This is a genomic window from Ochrobactrum sp. XJ1 (assembly GCF_024701725.1).
GTDB lineage: Bacteria > Pseudomonadota > Alphaproteobacteria > Rhizobiales > Rhizobiaceae > Brucella > Brucella anthropi.
The window spans coordinates 58,061-80,749 of the sequence record NZ_VDGD01000008.1 but is presented as its reverse complement, the minus strand read 5'-3'; the positions used below and the strand labels follow the sequence as shown (position 1 = coordinate 80,749).

The window sequence follows — 22,689 nt, the reverse complement described above, 5'->3', positions numbered from 1 at the left end:
ATCAACGATATGGGAGTCTCATTCTCGCACTCTGGAAAGATTAAAAGAAAAATGCACCGCCATCAAAGCGATGGGGAGTATAATCTCGATATTGAAAGAGTTTGAGCGGGGGCAGCAACTACCTCGCTCTATTCAGCCTATCGAGACAAGCTCTTGTGAAAGAACGTTCATGGTCTCAACGCCATCGGCGGTAATGAGGAATTGTTCTTCGATCATCAGGGCTCCTAGTCCGTTTGCGTAAAACGGCGCCTCCACGGCCAGCACCATGTTCGGTTTGATGGCCATGTCGTTGCCATGCGAGATGAAAGGCCATTCCTCGATCCCGAGCGCCGAGCCGACCGAGTGCCCGAAATGCCCGCGATAATATTCGCTGAAGCCATGACGACGCATGGTGGAGAGCATCGCTTCGTGAACCTGACCGAATGTGTTGCCGGGTTTCAGCAGGGCTGTTCCGGCTTGAAAGGTCTCCTGGAGCGCTTTGTAAATCTGCTCAGCAAGAGGAGCAGGCTTGCCATAGACGAAGGTGCGTGCGCCATCCGAAGAATAACCATTCACAAGCGTGCCGACATCGGCCTTGATGAGGTCGCCTTGCGCCAGTTGTGCGGCAGGGTTTTGAAGGTTCGGCCCGACCGAAATATAGGCCCAATGGCCGGACAGGCTCTGGCCGTTTGCTTTGGCAGCATTGGTCGCTCCGGTCAGCCAGGCATCGGAAAGCTCGGCGGCTGTGGAGCCCGACCGCGCCGCAGTCGCCATATTCTGCAACCCGCTTTCCGCATAACGGGCGGCATTGCGTAGATATTCAATCTCGCGGGGGCTCTTTATCAGGCGCAACCGCCTTACGATGCTGGAAGCATCGCGCCATTGGGCAAAAGGCAGAATTTCTTTCAACAGCACAAAATCAGCCACAGGCATGAATTCAAGGTCGACGCCGAGGCTGGCTTGAGCGAGGCCACGTTCGGCAATCATATCTGCAAGCAGTTGAAAGGCTGCTTTCTGGTCGAAGGTTTCCGGGCGGGGACCGATATTACCACTGTTGCGATAGGCAGCGTTGAGGTCTTCTATCGAGTGGGCGTCGCGAACCGCGACGGCGTCGATCCAGATTCGATGCGAGCGGAAGTCGATCTCATCAGCCGTTGCGCGTGCTGCTGTCAGCGCCTGATCGCTGACAATGGCGCCAGCACGTGTCGAGGCATCCGCTGGAACCAGCGCTATGGCCGAACCGGCGCGCCCCCACATTGTCGCCACGCCCGCAGCAATTCCGGTGGCATAGCGAAAGTTTTCCGGCTGAAAAAGCACCAGTGCATCCAGTCCTTCTGCAGTGAGCAGATCCTGTACGCGGTTCCGATCCATATAAGTCATGGCTGATCTCTTGAGGTTATGCTTTGTCAGTGCGCCTTATATCGGACGGCTTGTGCTGCAGTCCGGATGGTTTGTCCAATAGATTGACTCTTTATGGAATAAATTTCTAATAATTCTCGCTATCTCATGGTGCCACCGCTTACCGATGCTCTCGCGGTCGCGGTATAAGCGTTGCTAACGGAGAGCCTGATAGGGCGCTTTCCACGCAGGAGAATAATATGGGCGGCTTCAACATTCGTGATCGCAAATCTGGATTGGCTTACTGGAGCTTGAGCGCGGCATTGGCCGTGACGCTCGGTATCGGATCGTTCAGCCAGGCGTTGGCGCAGGAAAGCGACCCGGACGCGACAATCAATATCGGCTCGCTCTACGAACCGCAAAACCTCGACAATACCGCCGGTGCGGGGCAGGGCATCAACGAAGCCTTCAACGGCAATGTCTATGAGGCCCTGTTCCGGCTTGCTGATGACGGCAAGGTCGAGCCGGTCCTGTCGAAGGATTACAGCGTCAGCGACGACGGGCTGACATATACGTTCAAGCTGCAGCCGGGCGTGACTTTTCACTCTGGAGCGCCGTTGACTTCCAAGGACGTCAAATTCTCCATCGAGCGCGTTGCCGCGCCGGAATCGAAGAGCTCACGCAAAAGCAGCCTCAAGACTATTTCGGCCGTTGAGACTCCGGATGATGAAACCGTTATCGTCAAGCTGTCTTCGCGCTCAATCTCGCTGCCGTACAATCTAAGCTATGTATGGGTGGTGAACGACGAAGCGAAGGATCTGCAGTCGAAGGAAGACGGAACCGGACCTTACGAGCTGGAAGACTGGCGTCGTGGGTCGTCCCTGTCGATGAAGCGCTTCGATAAATATTGGGGCGCCAAGCCGAAAAACGGCGAGGTGGTCTTCCAGTATTTCACCGATGCAAGCGCGCTGAACAATGCTTTGCTGACCGGTTCGGTTGATATCATCACGTCGGTTCAAAGCCCGGATTCACTAGCCCAGTTCAAGGACAATCCCGATTTCACCGTCAGCGAAGGGCAGTCGACCACCAAGCTACTGCTGGCCTATAACGACCGTATTGCGCCATTCGACAATGTCAAAGTGCGCAAGGCGCTCGCCCGTGCAATCGACGACCAGAAGCTTTTGAAGGCTGTGTGGGGCGATTATGGCACGCTGATCGGCTCATTCGTACCGCCGACCGATCCGTGGTATGTCGATCTCACCAAAGTCGACGCCTATGATCCTGAAAGTGCCAAGGAACTTCTCAAGGAAGCTGGTTACCCGGATGGCTTCACCTTCACTATCGATACGCCGAATTACGATCCACACCCGATTGCCGCGCAGTTCATCCAGAGCGAGCTGGCCAAGGTCGGCGTAACCGTCAAGATCAACGTCATCACTGCCAATGAGTGGTACACGAAGGTCTATAAGGCACACGAATTCCAGGCCACCTTGCAGGAGCATGTGAACCATCGCGATATCGTGTTCTATGGCAATCCCGATTTCTATTGGGGTTATAACAATCCGAAGGTTGTCGAGCTCATCAAGGAAGCGGAAGCAAGTGCTACGACGGATGAACAGACGGCCAAGCTGACCGAGGCGAACAAGATCATTGCCGAAGATGCGGCCAGCAACTGGTTCTACCTCTATCCGCAGATCGTTGTTTCGAAAAAATCAGTGAGCGGCTACCCGATCAACGGCCTGAACTCCCAGTTTTCCGCCTATGACATTGTGAAAGCGGAATAATAACCGCCTGTCGATATCGAGAACATCAGCTCGACAGACTGCGCCGCCTGAATTAATTTCCGGCGGCGTTGTCGCATTTGCATGAGGGTCCGAGCGCTGCCCTGACATCGGAGAGGTAAACGCTATTTTCGCCTATATCATACGCCGTTCAGCCATATTGGTTCTGTCGGTTTTCATCGCATCGATCGTGTTGTTTCTGCTGTTGCGCCTTCTGCCGGGCGATCCCGCAAATGCGCTTGTTTCTGTCGGCGCGGATGCGGCGCAGATCGAGGCCGCGCGCAAGCAGGTCGGTTCGGACCTGCCTCTCTACGAGCAGTTTCTGCGTTTTATCGGTAGCCTCCTGCGCTTCGATCTTGGTAATTCCTTTGTGAGTGGAGCACCGGTTCTTGCCGAAATCGGCAAGCGGTTGATTGTGACCGTGCCCTTGACGCTGATGGCATTCGTCGTTGCGATCATGATCGCGGTGCCACTCGGCATTCTGTCGGTCGTGCGCCAGAACCGCTGGTATGGAACGGTGATATCCGTCATCTCCCAGCTCGGCATCGCCGTGCCGGTGTTCTGGATAGGCATTCTGCTGGTCTGGTTTTTTGCAGTTAAGCTGCGGTTGTTTCCTTCGGGTGGGTTCCCATCACGAGGATGGCAGTCGGCGCCGGCTGCTTTTCAATCGCTGGTATTGCCGGTCACAACCATTGCCATCGTCATGTCGGCATCGTTGATCCGTTATGTCCGTTCGGCCACGCAGGACGTGCTTGGCAGCGACTATCTTCGTACCGCACGGGCGCTTGGCGCGACATTCTCGCAGGCTCTTGTCCGTCACGGTATTCGCAACGGCGCGGTGCCGGTGATCTCGATCCTCGGTATCGAGCTTGCCTCGACTTTGCTTGGTGCTGTGGTGGTCGAACGTGTCTTCTCGTTGCCGGGTCTCGGTTCGATGCTTCTGCTCGGCATAGAGCAGCGCGACTATCCCAATGTTCAGGGTGTTCTGTTTGTATCGACGCTTCTGGTGCTGCTGGTCGGCTTTGCCGCAGATCTCCTGCAACGACTGATCGACCCGCGCTTGCGCCAGCGGTCTGCGGGAGGTCGTGCATGACGGAGCCTGCTGATATGACGCCTGCCGTCAGGGATGAAAAGCCGGCTTACCGACTGCCATGGCCCCTTATTGTGGGTGGATTGCTGCTGGGGTTGCATCTGGCTGTCGCTCTTCTCTCGCTGGTCTGGACACCTTACGGTGCCGGCGAAATGGTCGGTGGACGACTGGAGGCTCCGTCCTGGCTGCATTGGGCCGGTACGGATCGTCTGGGACGCGATTTGATGACACAAATCATGATCGGTTCGCGCATTGCGCTTATCGTCGGCTGTGGAGCCATCGCGCTCAGCGCAGTGATTGGCGTCACGCTGGGTGTGCTTGCGGCGTTTGCAACGCAGACGCTTGATGACGTGCTGGCGGCAACGCTCGATATTCTCATTGCCTTCCCAACCCTGTTGCTGGCCATGTTGATCGTGGCTTCCAGCGACGGTGCAAGCCTGACGACCGCCATCGTGGCCATCGGTATCGCCGGATCGGCCATCGTGGCACGTCTGACCCGCATCCTCGCAAAGCGGGTTCTGGCGATGGATTACATTACGGCATCGCGCATTTCCGGCACATCACGGCTCGGGTTGGTCCGCATCCATGTGCTGCCGAACATCTGGCCGACGCTGATTGTCAATTTTGCGCTTCAGTTCGGTCTGGCGGTGATCGCGGAAGCATCGCTTTCCTATCTTGGTCTTGGCGCTCCACCGCCCAATTCATCCTGGGGACGGCTTCTGCAGGAGGCGCAAGCGTCGGTTTATACGGCGCCGTTCGGTGCCATAGCACCCGGTCTGGCGCTTGTCTCATTGGTGATCGGGCTCAATCTGTTTGCCGACGGGCTGCGTGACGTGGCCGACCCAACACGGAGGAGACAACGTTGAGCATTTTGCTGAATGTGGAGAACCTCCAGATAGAAACGGCAGGCAGGTCTCTGGTTTCCGGCGTCTCGCTATCGGTTGGACAGGGTGAACGGGTCGGTCTGATCGGTGAATCCGGTTCAGGCAAGTCGTTGACGGCTCTTGCTATCATGGGACTGTTGCCGGACGGCATGCGGGCAAGCGGATCGATCACGCTCGACGGCCACCAAGTGATAGGGGCGCGAGACCGTGAGCTGGTGCCATTGCGCGGGCAGAGCATTGCAACGGTTTTTCAGGAACCGATGACGGCGCTCGACCCGCTGATGCGGATTGGCAAACAAGTCGGTTTGGTCGTCCGTCGCCGTGCGCTTCGGGATGGTCACCGAACCGGGAAAACTGAAGTCAGTGCTGAGGTCCACTCACTTCTGGAACGCGTATCCCTGCCAGACCCGGAGCGCATTGCCCGATCCTGGCCCCATGAAATATCGGGTGGTCAACGCCAGCGTGCGGCTATCGCAATGGCTCTCGCCTGTCGCCCCAAGCTTTTGATCGCGGACGAGCCGACGACGGCGCTCGATGTCACCACGCAGGCCGAGATTTTGAAGCTGCTGGAGCAACTGGTGCGGGACGGGGGAATGGGGCTTCTGTTCATCAGTCACGATTTGCCGGTGGTTGCGGCCGTCACCGAACGCGCGCTGGTCCTGCGACACGGAAAACTTATAGAAGAAGGGCCGGTTGCGGCGCTTTTCACCGATCCGCAGCAGCCCTATACGCAGGGGCTCGTGGCCGCTGCACGGGCGTTCGATGCCGCTCTGGAGGTTGCGCGATGACTTTGATGGACCTTTCGGGCGTTTCCTTTGCCTATGCCGGCGGTAAGACGGTTTTGCATGATGTCGATCTGAAACTTGAGACCGGAAGCAATCTGGGCATTGTCGGTGAGTCCGGTTCCGGCAAAACGACCATGTTGAAACTGCTGCTTGGACTGCAGCGCCCATCTTCGGGGAACGTTTCGTTTCGCGGCAAGCCTCTGGATATTGGCAATCGCGGTTTCATGCGAGATTTTCGCCGTTCGGTGCAGGCGGTGTTTCAAGATCCCTATTCATCGCTCGATCCGCGCCAGCGTGTCTTCGACATCATTGCCGAGCCGCTGCGATCTTTGAAAATCGAGACCGATATTGCGCAGGCAGTTGCGCAGGCGCTCGATTCCGTCGATTTGCCAGCGGATGCCGCCCGCCGCTATCCGCACGAGTTTTCAGGTGGCCAGCGCCAGCGTATAGCCATCGCTCGGGCAATTGTCTCTAAACCCGAGCTCGTCATCGCCGACGAGGTGGTCAGCGCGCTTGATCTGACGACGCGCGCCCGCATTATCGATCTCATGCGGTCTCTTTCAGAGCAAACCACTTTCGTGGTGGTGTCGCACGACATTGCGCTGGTCGCGCTGTTGTGCGAGCGGTTGATCGTTCTGGAAAAAGGCCGGATTGTGGAGCAGGGCAATACGCGGGATATTCTGGCCGATCCGCAGCATGCCTATACGAGAAAACTTCTCACCAGCTTGCCGAGAATGCCCCAACCGGCTTGAGGATGGAAGCATCATTATATCATCGCGATGCCGGCTCATTGATCTGCAAATGATGTGATATTTTAGGTACATCCGGACAACAAAGTTTCCGGCGCCGCCCTCTTGTTTCCAATGAAAGCGGGCGCGAGGTCCCTGCCGAAGCCAATGTTTTAAAACGATAAAAGATGAGTATTTGATACATGTTTGTTTTCTCTGCCTGGAATTCTTCTAAATCATTGTGATTGCGCGATATTTTCCGGACCTTTATGGCGTGAATGAGTGTCTGTTCGTCCGCAGATGCTGGAGCATATGTTTAGTTCGGAGCACGCGAACAAATGACTTCCCGGTTGTGGGATCTGGCAGAACTCTATGAAAGCGAGCAGATCAGTCTGCGGGCTTTTGTGCGTCGTATTGTCGGAAATACCGCCACGGCTGAAGATGTCGTTCAGCAAGCCTTCCTGAACCTGCTTTCCCGCTATGAAGATACGGCACAGGCGCCAGGTCCTGCTTATGTAAAGCGCACAGCGCGCAATCTCGCGCTCAATCACTTACGCGATGCCCGCCGCAGGGCGGATGTCGAAATCGAGGTCGATGAGCCCGAGCGCTTTGCCGATGCGAGACCATCGCCGGAAATGACGGTGCTTTATCGCAGCGAGCTTCATCGTCTTTTACAATCCGTTGCGCAGCTTCCGCCGCGTCGGCGCGAAGCCTTTGTTCTCAACCGGATCGAGGGGTTGAGTTATGACGAAGTTGCCGAGCGTATGGGAATTTCCCGAAATACGGTTATAACGCAGATCGTGTCAGCGCTGGCTGAACTCGACAGGCGGCTTTCAGAGTAATTATAAGCGGGAACATCAAGACGCCCATGAAGGAGTTTGAAACCGATCCGGTTTACATGAAGGCGCTGGAATGGTTTGTGCTGTTACAGGACAAAACCGTCAGCGCCGATGACCGGCGTGCGTTTTCAGCCTGGATTGCATCTGACCCTGCGCATCGAGTGGCCTATGAGCGTGCGCAGACGCTGTGGCAACGCTTCGATGCCGTGAAGCCTGAATATGACCGCTTCCGCCAATCGGGCCATAAATCGGACGGTCGTGTGGGCCGGCGCGGCGTTGTTCTGGGTGGCCTTACCGCTCTCGTTTTTCTGCCTGGCGCTTATCTCTTGTCGCGTCCCGGTCTGTTTGCGACTTATCAAACGGGTGTCGGTGAACGTCGCAGCTTTACGCTTGCCGATGGAAGCACTGTCGAGCTTGGCAGCTATTCGGCGCTTTCCCTCGATTTTTCGGGCAACGGGCGCAACCTTGTGCTCCATGAAGGGCAGGGGTTCTTTCAGGTCGCCTCCGATCCGTCGCGCCCCTTTGTGGTTAGCGCCAATGGCGGCACGATCACCGCGCTCGGGACTGCTTTTGACGTGAAACTGATCGATCGGGCGGTCACTGTTTCAGTGGTTGAGCATGCAGTTTCAGTGGCTTTTGGTCAAAGCGATCCGGTGCGCCTTGATGAGGGCTGGCAGATAACTTATAGCGGTGATGAAGCGGCTTTGCCGCAACGGGCCGACCAGCAGACGGTTGAAGCCTGGCGCAATGACAGGATTATCTTTGAGGACGTTCCGCTCAGCCGAGTACTGAGCGAGCTGGAACGCTATCGTCGCGGCAGGATTTTCCTCACCGACACAGAAATCGGCAATATGCCGGTTACGGCAATTTTTGATACGCGTGATGCCGAAGCGGCTCTTGCAACCATTGCCGAAACCTTGCCGGTCAGGGTCCTGAACGGTTCCGGCTGGGTGACCGTCGTTACACGGCGATAATAACTGGATTAAAAAAATCAAATTTTTTTAAGCTACCGATCATTAGATCGCGTTTCCGAGGTGTCTAATCCTCTGAGGGGCTGCGTGGCAGCCATGAAGTAACAGGAAAATCCTGCCAAAAGCAGGGGCATCAGACATCGGGGATTAAACTATGCGCGTCGATATGAAGAGCCGAACTCAGACTGGTCGTGGCCAAGGTTCTCAGGCTCTTCTTAAAACCGGGCTGTCAGCGCATCTGCTCGCGGCAAGTGCGCTGGTTGCGGTCGCGGCATTCGCGCCAAGTACGGTTTGGGCGCAAGCCGCTGCCAACAGCCAGGCGCAGCGCACGTCGTTTGATATTGCAGCACAGCCGTTGTCCAAAGCGCTGGTGCAATACTCAAACAAAACCGGCGTTCAGCTGTTCTTTGACGCAAATATTGTGCGCGGCAAGAACTCCGGCGGTGCACAAGGTTCGCTGACACGTTCGGAAGCACTAGGCCGGATTCTCTCCGGTTCTGGCCTCACATATAGTTTGCGCGGCAATACCGTCACGATATCGGCGCAGCAATCAGTCGATGCTGGCGCGGTTGCTCCTGATGGGTCTTTGCTCCTCGATACGATTACCGTTGAAGGCAATAGTGGCAGCGACACGTCGAGGAGCGTTGTCGTTGAAAGCTCTGGCGGAGCCACCAAGACCAATACGCCGCTTATCGAGGTGCCGCAGTCAGTATCTGTTGTCAGCCGCAAGCAGATCGAGATGCAGAATGCGCAAAGCGTCACGGAAATGCTGCGTTATGTCCCCGGCGTAAGCATTGAAACCTACGGTCCGGACCCAAAAGGCTATGACTGGATTTTCATGCGCGGTTTCAACGCGCAGTCGACCAGTTCCTATCAGAACGGCCTGCGTCAGCTCTCCAATTCCTACACCTTCTTCCGTACCGATCCGTACGAACTGGATTCCATCGAAGTGCTGCGTGGTCCTGTTTCGTCGCTTTACGGACAGAGCGATGCTGGCGGTCTGGTCAATCGCGTTACCAAGAAGCCGCAGGCTGAAGCTTCGCATGAAGCATCGGTCGAATATGGCAGTTTCAATCGCAAGCAGATTGGCGTCGACCTGACCGGGCCGGTCAATGAAGACAAGACACTGCTCTATCGTCTGGTCGGCGTGGTTCGCAAGGGCAACACGCAGTTCGAATATTCCAATGGCGACGAGGTCAAGGACGATCGCTACATGATCGCGCCTTCGCTCACCTGGGCACCCGATGCGGATACGTCGTTGACGGTTTCGGGCCAGTTGCTGCGCGACGATAGTGGCGGCAGCGTGCTGCCTGCGACGATCAGCAGCCTTTATCCGAATTACCCCAATATTCTGGTTGGTGATCCTGATTTCAACCGCAGCGTCCAGAAGCAGGGCAGCATCGGCTATGAGTTTGAACATCATATCAACGACACCTGGACGGTGAAGCAGAACCTTCGCTACGGACAGGTCAGCTTCCTGCTCGACAATGTGCTGGCGCTTGGGCTCGGGCCGACCGGGATCACGCGTCAGGCGCGTCGCTTCGATGAGAATATGAGCGGGCTGGTGGTCGACAATCAGGCCATTGCGGAATTTGAAACCGGCAACATCTCCCATCAGGCACTGTTCGGCCTTGATTACTCCTATTCGGATTCCGATGTGACGCAGTATCGTGATCCGGCCCCAACGCTGAACCCGTTCAATCCGTCTTATGGTATTCCGATTTCTGTTCCGACGACGGTAACGCAAAGCTATCGCCAGAAATACAATCAGACCGGGCTTTATGCGCAGGATCAGATCAAGTTCAACGACAACTGGATTGTCACTTTGGGCGGGCGCTATGACTGGCTGGACCTCAACAGCCATAATCGTCTCGATTCCAGTGATACAGATCAGAGCATTGGGAAATTCAGCGGTCGCGCGGGTATCACCTATGTGACGCCATGGGGCATCGCGCCCTATGTCAGCTATTCGGAATCCTTTGTGCCCAATCTCGGCGCGGATAACAGCGGCAACACTTTCGATCCGTCGGAAGGCCGTCAGTGGGAAGTCGGCGTAAAATATCAGCCAAAGGAAATCGACGCGCTGTTCACGCTGGCGTGGTTCGACATCGTGAAATCGAATGTCGTTTCCTACAGCTATATCGATGGGCCACAGGCGACGGGCGAGGTGCATTCGCGCGGGCTGGAACTCGAAGGCAAGGTCGATCTGAGCTATGGCTGGGATTTCGTCGGTTCCTACACCTATACCAAGGCGGAAATCACCGAAGATGCTGCGGCGTTTATCGGCAAGCAGGTGACGATGGTGCCGGAACACCAGGCTTCGGCATGGCTCAATTACACGTTCAACAGCGGCATGCTTGAAGGCCTCAGCCTTGGTAGCGGCGTGCGTTATGTGGGTGCAAGCTATGGCGACAAAGCCAATACGATCAAGGTCGATGGCCGAACACTCGTCGATGCCGGTGTGAGCTACAAGTACAAGGACATGACCTTCCAGGTGAATGCCACAAACCTGTTTGACAAGAAGTATTTCACCACCTGCGAGGATGCGTTCAGCTGCTACGAAGGCGATCGCCGCTCGGTCATAGGCCGTGTGAAGGTCAGTTTCTGAGGCGAGCGTTTTGCTGACACGTCGCCAGATAATGTTCGGTTCGGGCCTCGCGCTTTGCGCGGGGCTTTCTGGCTTTGGTTTCAGAGCCGCCGCCGCATCTCCTCCACGTGTGGTGGCGATCGACTGGGCAGCGGCAGAAGCCATGCTTTCATTCGGTATTGTTCCCGTAGGGCTTTCCGATACAGCGTTCTATCGTCAGCGCATGGCGGCACCGGTTTTACCGGAAACGGTCGTTGATGTCGGGCCGTTCTGGGAGATCAATCTTGAAGCCCTTGCAGCGCTGAAGCCCGATTTTGTGATCGCAACGGACTATAATCTCGTGATGACGCCGCGCATCGCGGATGTTGCGCGTGTCGAGCTGGTGCCGAGCATCACAACGCCGAATGTCGAACGATACCGGCTGGCGATCGAGATACTGAACCGCGTCGCGGACTTATGCGGTGTTTCGCCTTCCGTGCCGTCTTCTGTGGTTGAGGACGCGGAAAGCCGTTTTGCAAAGGCGCGCGAGACTGTCTCGAAGCATGATTATGCGGTGGGTATCATGCTGCCTGATATCGGCGGGCGTGAAATGACCATGTATGGCGAAGGCACGCTTCCCGATGCCGTGTTGCGAAAACTCGGACTTTCCAATGTCTGGGAAGGCCCGGTCAATGGAACCGGCATGGCGCGTGTCGGACTTGATCGGCTGATGGAAAGCGCTGATGCGGCGTTTCTCGTCGTGGATATTCCTTCGCAGCGGGTTCAGACCGAACGCTCCTTACAACAGAACACGATGTGGAAATTGCTCCGACCAGTGCGCGACGGGCGCGTGGCATGGCTCAATCAATTCCATCCTTTTGGCGGTGTACCTTCTGCGGCCCATCTGGCGGATCTCATCGCCTCGGCATTGGAGAACATGGCGTGAGCAGCGTTGAAGTAACCCACGGCCGCACGCGAGCTTCCCCGCTGCGCTGGGCAATGCTGGGTTTGTCGGTCGCATTTGTATTGTTGCTCATTGTTCAGGGCTTTTTCAGCATTGCTGCGCCTTCGGAATGGCTGCGCATCGTGGCAGCTCCCAATCTGGACGATCCACGCCATGTGATCGGTTATTACAGCTTTCTGCCGCGTCTTGCGGTTGGCCTGCTTGTGGGTGGTGCGCTCGGGCTTGGCGGCGCAGTGTTTCAAACCGTTCTGCGCAATCCGCTGGCTGAACCCGGACTTCTTGGTGTTGCCTCCGGCGCGCAGATTGCACTGGCTTTCACGCTGGTTTTCGCACCCGGCCTATGGATGGCGGGCAACGAAGCCATCGCGCTCATCGGTGCTGGACTGGCACTCAGCCTTTCGCTGTTTATCGCCTCTCGCGGACGGTTTTCATCGACAACTGTCGTGCTGGCCGGCTTGATGGTCGGGCTTTATTGCAATGCAATCTTCAGCCTGCTCGTACTCTTCAATCATGATTACCTCATCAACCTGCTGACCTGGCAGGCAGGTTCCCTGCAGCAAGGTGGCTGGGAAGTCTGCCTTTATCTTCTCCCGCGTCTCCTGCCGCTTGCAGCGCTTATCTTCATCCTGCAACGGCCGCTCAATCTTCTTTCGCTTGGCGATAATCAGGCAAAGGGACTCGGTATTTCGCCAGCAATGATGCGGCTGGTTCTGCTTGCTGCCGCAGCGGCGATGGCTGCGGTTATCACCAGCAGTCTTGGACTGATTGGTATGATCGGACTTGCCGCACCAAATCTTGCACGCACTTTTGCGCCCGGACAGGATGGGCGCAGGCTCTTATGGTCGGCCTTGCTTGGTGCGTTGCTGCTGGTCGGTATCGATCAGCTGCTGCGGGCCATAGCGCCTTTCGTCGGCAACATTCCCGCGGGTGCCGCTGCAGGCCTTTTCACAGGACCAATTCTTGTCATTCTGGCAAGCCGCGTTCGTCTGCCTGCTGTGCCTTCAACGCAGGCAATCACCCCGGCGAGAGAGCAGATCAAGAAACCGCTGCACCTGCTTTTAGCGCTTTCATGCGCTCTTGCCCTTTGCATGATCATATCGGCGCTGGTGTCGAAAACACCTGAAGGCTGGAGCCTTGGCGCACCAGAGGCCGTAACATGGTGGCGTGTGCCACGTATTTTTACGGCGGCCGGCGCAGGCATATGTCTTGCGGTTGCGGGCCTTGTTCTACAGGGTACGCTCCGAAACCCGATGGCCAGTCCCGACTTGCTTGGCATTGGTTATGGCGCGGGCTTCGGGCTTGCAATCGCAGTGCTCTTCATTGGCGATGCGGGTGGCTTTTCCAAGCTTGTTGTGGCCTCCATTGGCGCTTTGGTGGTGCTCAGCGCCATTGCCGGGATCGGCTGGCGTATGGCGTTCCAGCCAGAGCGTGTTCTTCTTGTCGGCGTAGGCTTGGGAAGCATGTTCCACGCGCTGATGATCCTGCTTCTTGCCAGCGGCAATCCGCGTGTGGCTGGCCTCCTGAACTGGTTTTCCGGTTCAATGGGCAATATCGGCTGGAATGACGCGGCTTTGGTTTGCATCTGCGCGATTATCGTTCTGCTTGCGGCTCTTCTTTTCAGGCGCCCACTCGACCTCTTTCCGTTGGGCGATGTGACAGCGCGCGCTGTTGGCCTCAAAGTCTCGTCAAGCCGCGCGATCCTTCTTGCTCTTGCAGGTGTTGGAACAACAGCGGCAACGATCACCATTGGGCCTGTCAGTTTCATCGGTCTTATGGTGCCGCATTTTGCTGCCCTGCTCGGGTTCAGAAGCGTGACGATGCGCCTGCTCGCCAGCGCTCTGCTCGGCGCATTGCTGCTCGTTTTTGCGGATTGGCTTGGGCGCAATCTCGCTTATCCGTGGCCCATGTCTGCCGGGTTGCTCGCATCCCTCATCGGGGGCGGCTTTTTTCTTAGGTTACTTTCCAAACCAAATTAGCCAAATCAAACTAGCCAAGTAAAACTAGCCAAGTAAAATTGGATCGACCTTTAGTCTGAAAACCATTCCGGCTTTCAATCATTCCAGGCAGATTGAAGAAGTGGGTGACACTATTCGCTTTTCGCGTAAGTTCGACTGACTTCTATTGGATTTCTAGAACTCGCATTCATCGGCAAAAAATCCGTGACGAGATAATCCATCGGAGGGGCTTGACTGACAAGGACCCGATACAGAAAACCTAAACCATAAAAAGATGCATGCCTTCTGAGAAACGGGAGAAATAAACTTTGGCAGTCGGTCGTCAATCCATGCCGCCGCTCAACGCGCTGGTAGTTTTCGACAGTGCGGCTCGGCTCGGGAGTTTCTCTCGCGCAGGTTTGGAGCTCGGCCTCACCCAAAGCGCCGTCAGTCGGCAGATTGGCAAGCTGGAAGCCTTCATAGGCTCGAAACTGTTCAATCGTCTGCCTGTCGGCGTGCAGTTGACTGCTATCGGGGAGAGCTATGCCTCGGAGGTAAGCCGACTTCTGGGCGATCTGAGCGCTGTCACAGACGGCTTGCGGGCATGGATTGGGCCGCGACAAATCACGATCGCCTGTTCACGCGGGATTGCCGACCAGTGGTTCCTATCGCGAATAGGCAGGCTGAAGGCGGAAATTCCCGGAATCGAAATCCGGTTGCGTGTAACGGATGACGTGGCACATCTGCGCCTGGACGAGTTTGATCTTGCGCTATTCTATCGCAAGGAGCGGCCTATCGGGGTCAATCTGACCGTGCTGGGCCGGGAGGAAGTCGTACCCGTCTCAGCGCCAGGCGTGCCCGGCATCATGGAACAGGAGGCACCGGTTCTGCTCGCCATCGAAGATACAATGCGCGAGTGGCAGGGTTGGCCGGAATGGTGGCATGATGCCAGACTTTCTCGTCCAGCCGGTGCACTGGAATGGCGGCTCGGTGACTATGGTCTTTGTGTTGCCGCCGCAACGCAGGGCATCGGTATCACGCTTGGCTGGACTTGGCTTATCAAGGAGCAGCTTGCGAGCGGAACATTGGTCCCGGCGCACAGCCACATGATGCGGTCGGACGCCTATTTCTATCTCATGCGACCAGCTGATCGTCACCAGCGCAAAATCGTGCGGGAAGTGTCCGACTGGCTGATAGCAAGCAATGGAACAGATCCAATCACATAAAGATGATCGGATCTGTTAAACATATCATTCCTGCGGAAGAGCGACGCGGCGACGCGCAACCATGCGGAAACGGATGTATCCGATAACGGTGATTATCAGCCAGGCAACCTGTGAGATGAAGGAGCCGAGGTTGAAATTCCAGGCAAGCGAATAGATCAGCGCGACCCCGCCCAAAACATTCAGCAACGGAATGACCGGATCATCGACGGAAAAAATACGCAATTGAATCAGCGCATAGCCCAGAAGGTAAAAGAACGCGCCCACCAAGCCGATCACATCCGGCAAACCCATTTTCGATCTCCAGGATCATCAAAATCTGAAAAAGCGGGGATTGCTTTCCTGAACGAAAAGCACCCCTGCCATCACTGTTGAACGCTCCTTTATTCCTGTTCGCGCAAATGCCAAGACACACATTTCGCATGGGGGTATGCACAAAAGTCATACCCAGAAATTCGACATCAACCCTTGAAAATAAGGGGTCCGGTGAGCTACCCCACCCGCAAAAGCCAATAAGCTATGACTTAAACACAGGGGTACAGAATGCCTGAGCAAAAAAGCCAGTTTCAATTGACACGCCGCTCTTTCATGTCGGGCGCAGCCGGCTTTGGCCTTGTTGCGGCAAGTGGCATGAGTGGCCTTATCAATTCTGCAATGGCCGCAGAAGGTGATGGCACACCAAAGAAAGGCGGAGTGCTCAAGCTCGGCATTGGAGGCGGCTCTACCACAGACAATTTCGATCCGCGCCTGCTGAAGGATTGGGTTCCGGTCAATCAGGCTTACATGCTGATGAACGGCCTTGTCGAAATCGACGCCAACAACAAGGCTGTGCCTGAGCTGTTTGAAAGCTGGGAACCGTCTGCCGACGCCAAGGAATGGACCTTCAAGGTTCGTCAGGGCGTGACCTTCCACAATGGCAAGACGCTCGACGCTGACGATATCATCTATTCGATCAACCTGCATCGCGGCGAAACCACATCCGGTGCTCGTTCGCTCGCTTCGGAATTTACCGATGTCGTCAAGGTTGATGCCGCTACAGTCAAGATTGCGCTGACGAGCGGCAACGCCGATCTGCCTTACATCCTGTCCGATTATCACTTCCTCGTGGTTCCCAAGGACTGGACCGATTTCAACAAGCCGGTCGGCACCGGTCCTTTTGTCTTCGAGCGTTTCCAGCCGGGCGTGCGTTCGCGTTTCACGCGTAATGAAAGCTACTGGAAGCCCAATACGGCCTGGGTCGATGCAGTTGAAGTCATCGTCATCAATGATGTGTCGGCCCGTACCAACGCCATGATGTCCGGTCAGGTTCACGCTATCAACCAGCTTGATTTCAAGACGGTCGATCTGCTCAAGCGCAATCCGAACCTCAACATCGTCCAGTCGTCTGGCGGCCAGCATTTCTCCTTCCTGATGGACTGCACGCAGGCGCCGTTCACCGACAACAATGTTCGCCTTGCCGTCAAGCACGCCATCGACCGGGAGCAACTGCTCAAGACAGCCTTGCGCGGCTACGGACGCTTGGGTAACGACAATCCGATCCCGAGCACCGACCCGTTCTTCGACGCTGCACTGCCGCAGCGTGCCTATGATCCGGAAAAGGCAAAGTTCTATCTGAAGCAGGCTGGCATGGATTCACTGAAAATCCAGCTTTCGGCTTCTGACGCAGCCTTCACTGGCGCCGTCGATGCAGCCGCGATCTTCCGCACTGCTGCAGCCAAGTCAGGGATAGAGATCGATATCAAGCGTGAGCCGGCCGACGGATATTGGGACAATGTCTGGATGAAGGCACCGTTCTGCATGTCTTATCGTGGTGGTCGCCCGACTGCTGATCAGGCCCTGTCGGTCGCTTATGCATCCAACGCTTCGCAAAACGATACACATTGGAAGAGCGCTGACTTTGACGCCAAATTGCTCGAAGCCCGTGCAATGCTCGATCAGGCCAAGCGCAAGGAAATCTATGCCGAGCTGCAGGCCATGATCAGCAATGATGGCGGCGCGCTTATCCCAATGTTCGGCGACTATCTCGACGCCACCTCCAAGAAGCTCAAGGGCGTCACCACGCATCCGATGTTCAATCTGATGGGTGCGCGCCTTGCCGAAAAAGTCTGGCTGGAAGCATAATGTTCGTTCTAATTCTCAAGCGTGTGGGGCTCGGGCTCCTCACGCTGTTCCTCGTGTCGGCGTTGATTTTCGCCGGCACGCAGATCCTGCCGGGTGATGTGGCGTCCGCCATTCTCGGTCAGAATGCCACGCCGGAAGCGCTTGCCACGCTGCGCGAAAGCCTCGGTCTCAATCAACCGGTCCTCGCACGCTATTTCGCGTGGCTTGCAGGTTTCGTGACCGGTGATCTTGGCACCTCGCTTGCCAATCAGCAGCCGGTTGCAGAACTGCTTTGGCCACGTTTCTGGAATACGATGGCACTGGCAGCCTTTGCCGCGGTCGTCAGCGTTCCAATCGCCATCCTTCTCGGCCTTGTCACCGCGGTCAAACGCGGCGGTATTTTCGACCGTGTTATCAACATTGTGGCGCTGGCTTTCGTTTCTCTGCCCGAATATTTCCTCGGCCTGTTGCTGATCCTGTTCCTGTCGATCCGCTTCAACCTGCTGCCAAGCCTCGCCGACACCTATGAAGGCATGACCTTCCTCGAATGGATTCAGGCCACGGCCCTGCCCGCACTGACGCTGGTTCTCGTGACGGTCGCGCAGATGATGCGCATGACCCGCACGGCCGTTTTGTCGGTGATGGATCAGGCCTATGTCGAAACGGCATATCTCAAAGGACTTCGCACCAAGCGCGTTGTGACCAAGCACGCGTTGCCCAATGCGGCGGCGCCTATCGTCAATGTGGTGGCGTTCAACATCGCATACCTCATCACCGGTGTGGTGCTTGTCGAAGCTGTTTTCAACTATAACGGCCTTGGCCGCTTCATGGTTGACGCCGTTTCCAAGCGTGACCTTCCGCTCGTGCAGGCTGCGGCCCTCGTCTTTGGCGCGGCCTATGTCATTCTCAATATCATCGCCGATGTCGCTGCCATCGCGCTCAATCCGCGTCTGAGGCACCCCCGATGAAAAAGTCTATTCCCCTGACGGCGTGGGTCGGTCTTGCGATCGTCACGCTCTGCCTCCTGATGTTTCTGTTCGGCCCGCTAATCGCGCCTTATGGTCAGGAAGAAATCGTTGGTGCACCGTTTGATCCGCCATCGGCACAGTTCTGGTTCGGTCTCGATCAGAATGGTCGCGACATGCTCTCGCGCTTGCTCTTCGGTGCGCAGATGTCGATCGGCGTCTCGCTCGCAGCGTCGCTCCTGTCGTTCAGCGTTGGAGTACCGCTCGGCTTCCTTGCAGCCATCTTCGGCGGCTGGGTCGATACGATCCTTTCGCGCATCGTCGATACCGTCATGTGCATTCCCGTGCTCATTTCGGCGCTCGTCATCCTGCAGGCGCTCGGCTCGTCACTGCCGGTTCTGATCATCACCATCGCATTGCTTGATTCCACCCGCGTGTTCCGCTTAGCACGCATCGTGGCGCAGGGCGTCAATGTGCTGGAATATGCTGAAACCGCCCGTCTTCGTGGCGAAGGTCTCGGCTGGCTGATCTGGCGTGAAATCCTGCCGAATACGCTGCCGCCGCTGATTGCGGAATTCGGCCTGCGTTTTTGCTTCACCTTCCTTTTCGTGGCCGGTCTGTCGTTCCTTGGCCTTGGCATTCAGCCGCCATTCGCGGACTGGGGCGGCATGGTGAAGGACAACCAGCAGGCTATTCTCTACGGCCTCTACGCACCGCTTTTTCCGGCGGCTGCAATCGCCATCCTCACCGTTGGCGTCAACCTCGTCGTTGACTGGCTTTTGGCCGGACGCACGACCACGCAGGGAGCTGATCGATGAGCAAGGATATCGTTCTTTCAATCTCCGACCTCGTCGTCAAAGCACCCAATGACGCAACGCTTGTCGATCATGTCGATGTGACGCTGAAGCGTGGCGAAGTGCTTGGCCTTATTGGCGAGTCCGGCGCAGGCAAATCCACCATTGGCCTTGCCGCGATGGGCTATGGCCGTGGCGGCTGCAGGATCGCTGAAGGCACAGTTGTCGTTGACGATATTTCGCTGATGGATGGCACCCGCGAGACCCGTGAAAAGGCGCGCGGCGCACGCATCGCCTATGTGGCACAAAGTGCGGCGGCGTCGTTTAATCCGGCGCACCGCATTGGCGATCAGATCATGGAAGGCCCGCTCTATCATGGCCTGATGACCAAGGCAGAAGCCAAGGCATGGATGCTGGAACTGCTGCATACATTGCAGCTTCCGGATGCCGACACTTTTGGTGATCGCTATCCGCATCAGGTTTCCGGTGGTCAGTTGCAGCGTGCCATGGTCGCCATGGCCATGTCCTGCCGCCCGGATATTCTGGTGCTGGACGAGCCGACAACCGCGCTGGACGTCACGACCCAGATCGAAGTGCTGGCACTCCTGCGCAGCCTGATCCAGCGTTACAACACTGCCGCTCTTTACATCACGCATGACCTTGCAGTCGTGGCCCAAATTGCCGACCGCATCATGGTTCTGCGTCACGGCAAAATGGTCGAGCTTGGTTCTGCAGAAGAAATTCTCGAAGCGCCAAAGCAGGACTATACCCAGCGTCTGGTGTCTGAGCGTGAATCGAGCATTTCGGGCGAACAGGCCGAACACAAGACCGGCGAAATCCTGCTCGAAGTGAAAAACGCAACCGCCTATTACGGCAAGAAGCTCGTCCTGACCGATGTGGGTTGCTACATCCGTCGCAGCGAAACGCTTGCGGTCGTGGGTGAATCCGGTTCCGGAAAATCAACGCTTGCGCGCATTATTGCAGGCCTGCCGCCACACTCAAGCGGTATCATCACGCTTGCCGGGCAGCGGCTGGAAGCGAACTACAAAAAGCGCTCGCGCGAAGAACTGCGCCGCATTCAGCTGGTTTACCAGCTTCCGGACGTGGCATTGAACCCACGCCAGACCGTTGGTGAGATCATCGGTCGTCCGATGAAGTTCTATTTCGGCATGAATGAGGACCAGCGCGAGATCGAGGTCCAGCGTCTGCTTGAACTGATCGGCCTGCCTGCCGACTTTGCGAACCGCCTTCCGGGCGCACTTTCAGGCGGACAGAAACAACGCGTGTGTATCGCCCGCGCGCTGGCAGCAAAGCCTGATCTTATCATCTGCGATGAAGTCACCTCGGCGCTTGACCCGCTCGTGGCTGAGGAAATTCTCAGACTTCTGCGCAAGTTGCAGGACGAATTGCACGTGTCATATCTCTTCATCACCCACGACCTTGGCGTCGTCCGTCGGCTCGCCGACCGCACCATGGTGATGCAGAAGGGCAAGGTGGTCGAAACCGGCACCACGAAGGCAATCTTCGAACCGCCTTACGAGCCCTATACGGAGCAGCTCATCACATCCGTTCCGGAGCTGCGCCGCGACTGGCTGGACGACATACTCAAGGCTCGCGCCGCCAGCTAAACTACCGATGCGGCGCTAATGCCGCACCGGCTCCTCTTTATTGAAATTGGAACCGATCATGACCGTCAATATCACCGAGCACCTGTGGATCACTCTGAAAGATGGCACCCGTCTTGGCGCGCGCCTGTGGCTGCCTGAAGGCGCTGAGGCAAATCCCGTTCCTGCCGTGCTCGAATATATTCCATACCGCAAGCGTGATGGCACCCGTGGCCGCGATGAGCCAATGCATGGCTATTTCGCACAGAACGGCTATGCCGCGATCCGTGTCGACATGCGTGGTACGGGCGAATCCGATGGACATATGGCTGACGAATACATCCAGCAGGAACAGGATGACGCGCTGGAAGTCATCGCCTGGATCGCTGAGCAACCATGGTGCAGCGGCAATGTCGGCATGATGGGCAAGAGCTGGGGGGGCTTCAACGGCCTTCAGGTCGCAGCCTGCCGTCCACCAGCATTGAAGGCGATCATCACCGCCTATTCGACCGACGACCGTTTCCGCGACGACATCCACTACATGGGCGGCCTGCTGCTCAATGATAATCTCTGGTGGGGCACCATCATGCTCGCCTATCAGTCGCGTCCGCTCGATCCGGCGATTGTGGGTGCCGGTTGGCGCGATGCATGGATTGAACGTCTGGAACGCCTGCCATTCTTCCCGGCGCTCTGGCTTGAACACCAGCATTACGATGAATACTGGAAGCATGGCTCGGTCTGCGAAGACTGGTCAGCAATCCAGTGCCCGGTTCTCGCCATTGGCGCATGGGCCGACAGTTACACCAATGCTGTTCCGCGCCTGCTCGAAAACCTGCAGGTTCCTGCGCGCGGCATTATCGGCCCTTGGGGTCACGTCTATCCGCAGGACGGCCTGCCGGGTCCGGCAATCGGCTTCCTGCAGGAAGCAGTGCGCTGGTGGGACCAGTGGCTCAAGGGCAAAGGCACCGGCATCATGGACGAGCCGAAGCTGCGCGCCTATGTCTGCGACACCATCGAGCCGACTGGCTCCCGCTACTTCACCAATGGACGCTGGGTTGGCGAACAGAACTGGCCGTCGACGGAAATCACGCCTAAGTCCTTCGCGCTTGGTGCAGATTTCACGCTGGGCAAGGCCGATGCCGCCAAGGCTGTGCTTTCGATTTCCTCGCCAAACAGCCACGGTAAGGCTGGCGGCGAATGGATGGCGACGGGTTGCCCCGGCGAGCATCCGACCGATCAACGTCTTGACGATGGCGGATCGCTCAACTTCGACACACCCGTCCTGACCGAAGATCTTGAAATTCTGGGTGCGCCGGTTGCCCGCCTGACATTCACCGTTGATCAACCGGTTGCACAGGTTTCGCTGCGTCTGAGCGACGTTCTGCCGGATGGCCGCATCACTCGCGTCAGCTATCAGGTCTTCAACCTCAACCACATCAACGGCCATGACAAGCCGGAAATGCTGGTGCCGGGCAAGACCTATGAAATCGCGATCAAGCTCAACGATAGTGGCTACAGCTTCAAGAAGGGCCATCGTATCCGTCTTTCGGTTGCAACGGGTTACTGGCCGATGGTCTGGCCATCGCCAAAGCGCGTGATGCTGACGCTCGACACCGCCACATCGGTTCTCGATCTGCCCGTGCGCCTGCCGTCTGCTGATGATGCGAAGGTTTCCTTTCAGAAGCCAGCGCATGGCCCGGCAACACCGATGACCCAGCTTGATCCGGGCAGCGTGCGCCGCTGGACCGAACAGGATCACGTCACCGGCGAAACGCTCTACGTGACGGAAGGCATCGGCGGTCTGTTCGGCGAAGGCATCTTGCGCTTTGACGATCTCGGCACGCAATTGAGCCACAGCCTCAAGCGCGAGCTGCGCGTCAATGACAATGACCCGCTATCGGCATCCTATGTGCTGACACAGGCCTATCAGATGGGTCGTGAAGGCTGGATGATCGACATCGAAAGCACCACGAAGATGCATTCAGATGCTGAGAGTTTCTACATTTCCGGCGTACTGACGGCGAAGGAAAATGGCGGGACAGTCAAAATCCGCGAATGGAACCAGACTATTCCGCGCGACCATCTTTAAATGGTCACCACCAGCGTCAGTCCATTTTATTGGATTGACGCTGGTGGTGAAACAT

Annotated in this window: 18 protein-coding genes; 16 read left to right on the top strand and 2 right to left on the bottom strand. The window is 56.8% G+C overall.

Annotated features, from left to right (window positions below; all coding sequences use genetic code 11):
- Positions 1-132: 132 nt before the first annotated feature.
- On the bottom strand, positions 133-1,359 hold the full coding sequence (locus FG152_RS15610; RefSeq protein WP_010660523.1) for a M24 family metallopeptidase: 1,227 nt from the start codon (positions 1,357-1,359) through the stop codon (positions 133-135).
- A 218-nt stretch (positions 1,360-1,577) separates the two neighbouring features.
- Here FG152_RS15610 and FG152_RS15605 point away from each other — a divergent pair, with 218 nt between their 5' ends.
- The 11 genes from FG152_RS15605 to FG152_RS15555 all read left to right on the top strand — a co-directional run bounded on the left by FG152_RS15605 (position 1,578) and on the right by FG152_RS15555 (position 15,085).
- Entirely contained in the window at positions 1,578-3,101 is a 1,524-nt protein-coding gene (locus FG152_RS15605) for an ABC transporter substrate-binding protein (protein ID WP_105529155.1), read from the top strand.
- A gap of 157 nt (positions 3,102-3,258) precedes the next feature.
- A complete protein-coding gene (locus FG152_RS15600; protein ID WP_010660521.1) occupies positions 3,259-4,191 on the top strand; it encodes an ABC transporter permease in 933 nt (310 codons plus the stop codon).
- Positions 4,188-5,054, top strand: coding sequence for an ABC transporter permease (locus FG152_RS15595; RefSeq protein WP_010660520.1), 867 nt, complete (start codon positions 4,188-4,190; stop codon positions 5,052-5,054). Before FG152_RS15600 ends, FG152_RS15595 begins: the two co-directional genes overlap by 4 nt.
- A complete protein-coding gene (locus tag FG152_RS15590) occupies positions 5,051-5,860 on the top strand; it encodes an ATP-binding cassette domain-containing protein (protein ID WP_010660519.1) in 810 nt (269 codons plus the stop codon). The genes FG152_RS15595 and FG152_RS15590 overlap by 4 nt, the downstream gene beginning before the upstream one ends.
- Positions 5,857-6,609, top strand: coding sequence for an ABC transporter ATP-binding protein (locus tag FG152_RS15585; RefSeq protein ID WP_010660518.1), 753 nt, complete (start codon positions 5,857-5,859; stop codon positions 6,607-6,609). The genes FG152_RS15590 and FG152_RS15585 overlap by 4 nt, the downstream gene beginning before the upstream one ends.
- 314 nt (positions 6,610-6,923) lie before the next feature.
- The gene (locus FG152_RS15580) at positions 6,924-7,427 is read left to right on the top strand and encodes an RNA polymerase sigma factor (protein ID WP_010660517.1); all 504 of its coding nucleotides are present in this window, start codon (positions 6,924-6,926) and stop codon (positions 7,425-7,427) included.
- A gap of 26 nt (positions 7,428-7,453) precedes the next feature.
- On the top strand, positions 7,454-8,398 hold the full coding sequence (locus FG152_RS15575; protein ID WP_010660516.1) for a FecR family protein: 945 nt from the start codon (positions 7,454-7,456) through the stop codon (positions 8,396-8,398).
- A 151-nt stretch (positions 8,399-8,549) separates the two neighbouring features.
- Complete coding sequence (locus FG152_RS15570; RefSeq protein ID WP_010660515.1) at positions 8,550-11,003, top strand: TonB-dependent siderophore receptor; 2,454 nt, start codon at positions 8,550-8,552, stop codon at positions 11,001-11,003.
- A gap of 10 nt (positions 11,004-11,013) precedes the next feature.
- Positions 11,014-11,907: an ABC transporter substrate-binding protein gene (locus tag FG152_RS15565; RefSeq protein ID WP_226622698.1), complete on the top strand. Its 894-nt coding sequence runs from the start codon at positions 11,014-11,016 to the stop codon at positions 11,905-11,907.
- Positions 11,904-13,901 (top strand): Fe(3+)-hydroxamate ABC transporter permease FhuB, encoded by a 1,998-nt coding sequence (gene fhuB, locus FG152_RS15560; protein ID WP_010660513.1) that lies wholly within the window; start codon positions 11,904-11,906, stop codon positions 13,899-13,901. The genes FG152_RS15565 and fhuB overlap by 4 nt, the downstream gene beginning before the upstream one ends.
- A gap of 287 nt (positions 13,902-14,188) precedes the next feature.
- Positions 14,189-15,085, top strand: a complete 897-nt coding sequence (locus FG152_RS15555) for a LysR family transcriptional regulator (protein ID WP_010660512.1) — start codon at positions 14,189-14,191, stop codon at positions 15,083-15,085.
- Between the two features lie 24 nt (positions 15,086-15,109).
- Here the strand turns inward: FG152_RS15555 and FG152_RS15550 are convergent, their stop codons facing one another.
- Positions 15,110-15,376 carry a CBU_0592 family membrane protein gene (locus FG152_RS15550; RefSeq protein WP_010660511.1) on the bottom strand — a complete coding sequence of 89 codons (267 nt, stop codon included), beginning with the start codon at positions 15,374-15,376 and terminating at the stop codon, positions 15,110-15,112.
- A 249-nt stretch (positions 15,377-15,625) separates the two neighbouring features.
- On the opposite strand from FG152_RS15550, the gene FG152_RS15545 reads away from it, so the two are divergent.
- From FG152_RS15545 to FG152_RS15525, 5 genes are read left to right on the top strand one after another with little or no spacing between them, the layout of a single operon-like run.
- Positions 15,626-17,203, top strand: coding sequence for an ABC transporter substrate-binding protein (locus FG152_RS15545; RefSeq protein WP_010660510.1), 1,578 nt, complete (start codon positions 15,626-15,628; stop codon positions 17,201-17,203).
- Entirely contained in the window at positions 17,203-18,150 is a 948-nt protein-coding gene (locus FG152_RS15540; protein ID WP_010660509.1) for an ABC transporter permease, read from the top strand. The genes FG152_RS15545 and FG152_RS15540 overlap by 1 nt, the downstream gene beginning before the upstream one ends.
- Entirely contained in the window at positions 18,147-18,965 is an 819-nt protein-coding gene (locus FG152_RS15535; RefSeq protein ID WP_010660508.1) for an ABC transporter permease, read from the top strand. The genes FG152_RS15540 and FG152_RS15535 overlap by 4 nt, the downstream gene beginning before the upstream one ends.
- On the top strand, positions 18,962-20,569 hold the full coding sequence (locus tag FG152_RS15530; RefSeq protein WP_010660507.1) for an ABC transporter ATP-binding protein: 1,608 nt from the start codon (positions 18,962-18,964) through the stop codon (positions 20,567-20,569). The genes FG152_RS15535 and FG152_RS15530 overlap by 4 nt, the downstream gene beginning before the upstream one ends.
- Before the next feature lie 58 nt (positions 20,570-20,627).
- Positions 20,628-22,634, top strand: coding sequence for a CocE/NonD family hydrolase (locus tag FG152_RS15525; protein ID WP_105529405.1), 2,007 nt, complete (start codon positions 20,628-20,630; stop codon positions 22,632-22,634).
- The last annotated feature ends 55 nt before the right edge of the window (positions 22,635-22,689 follow it).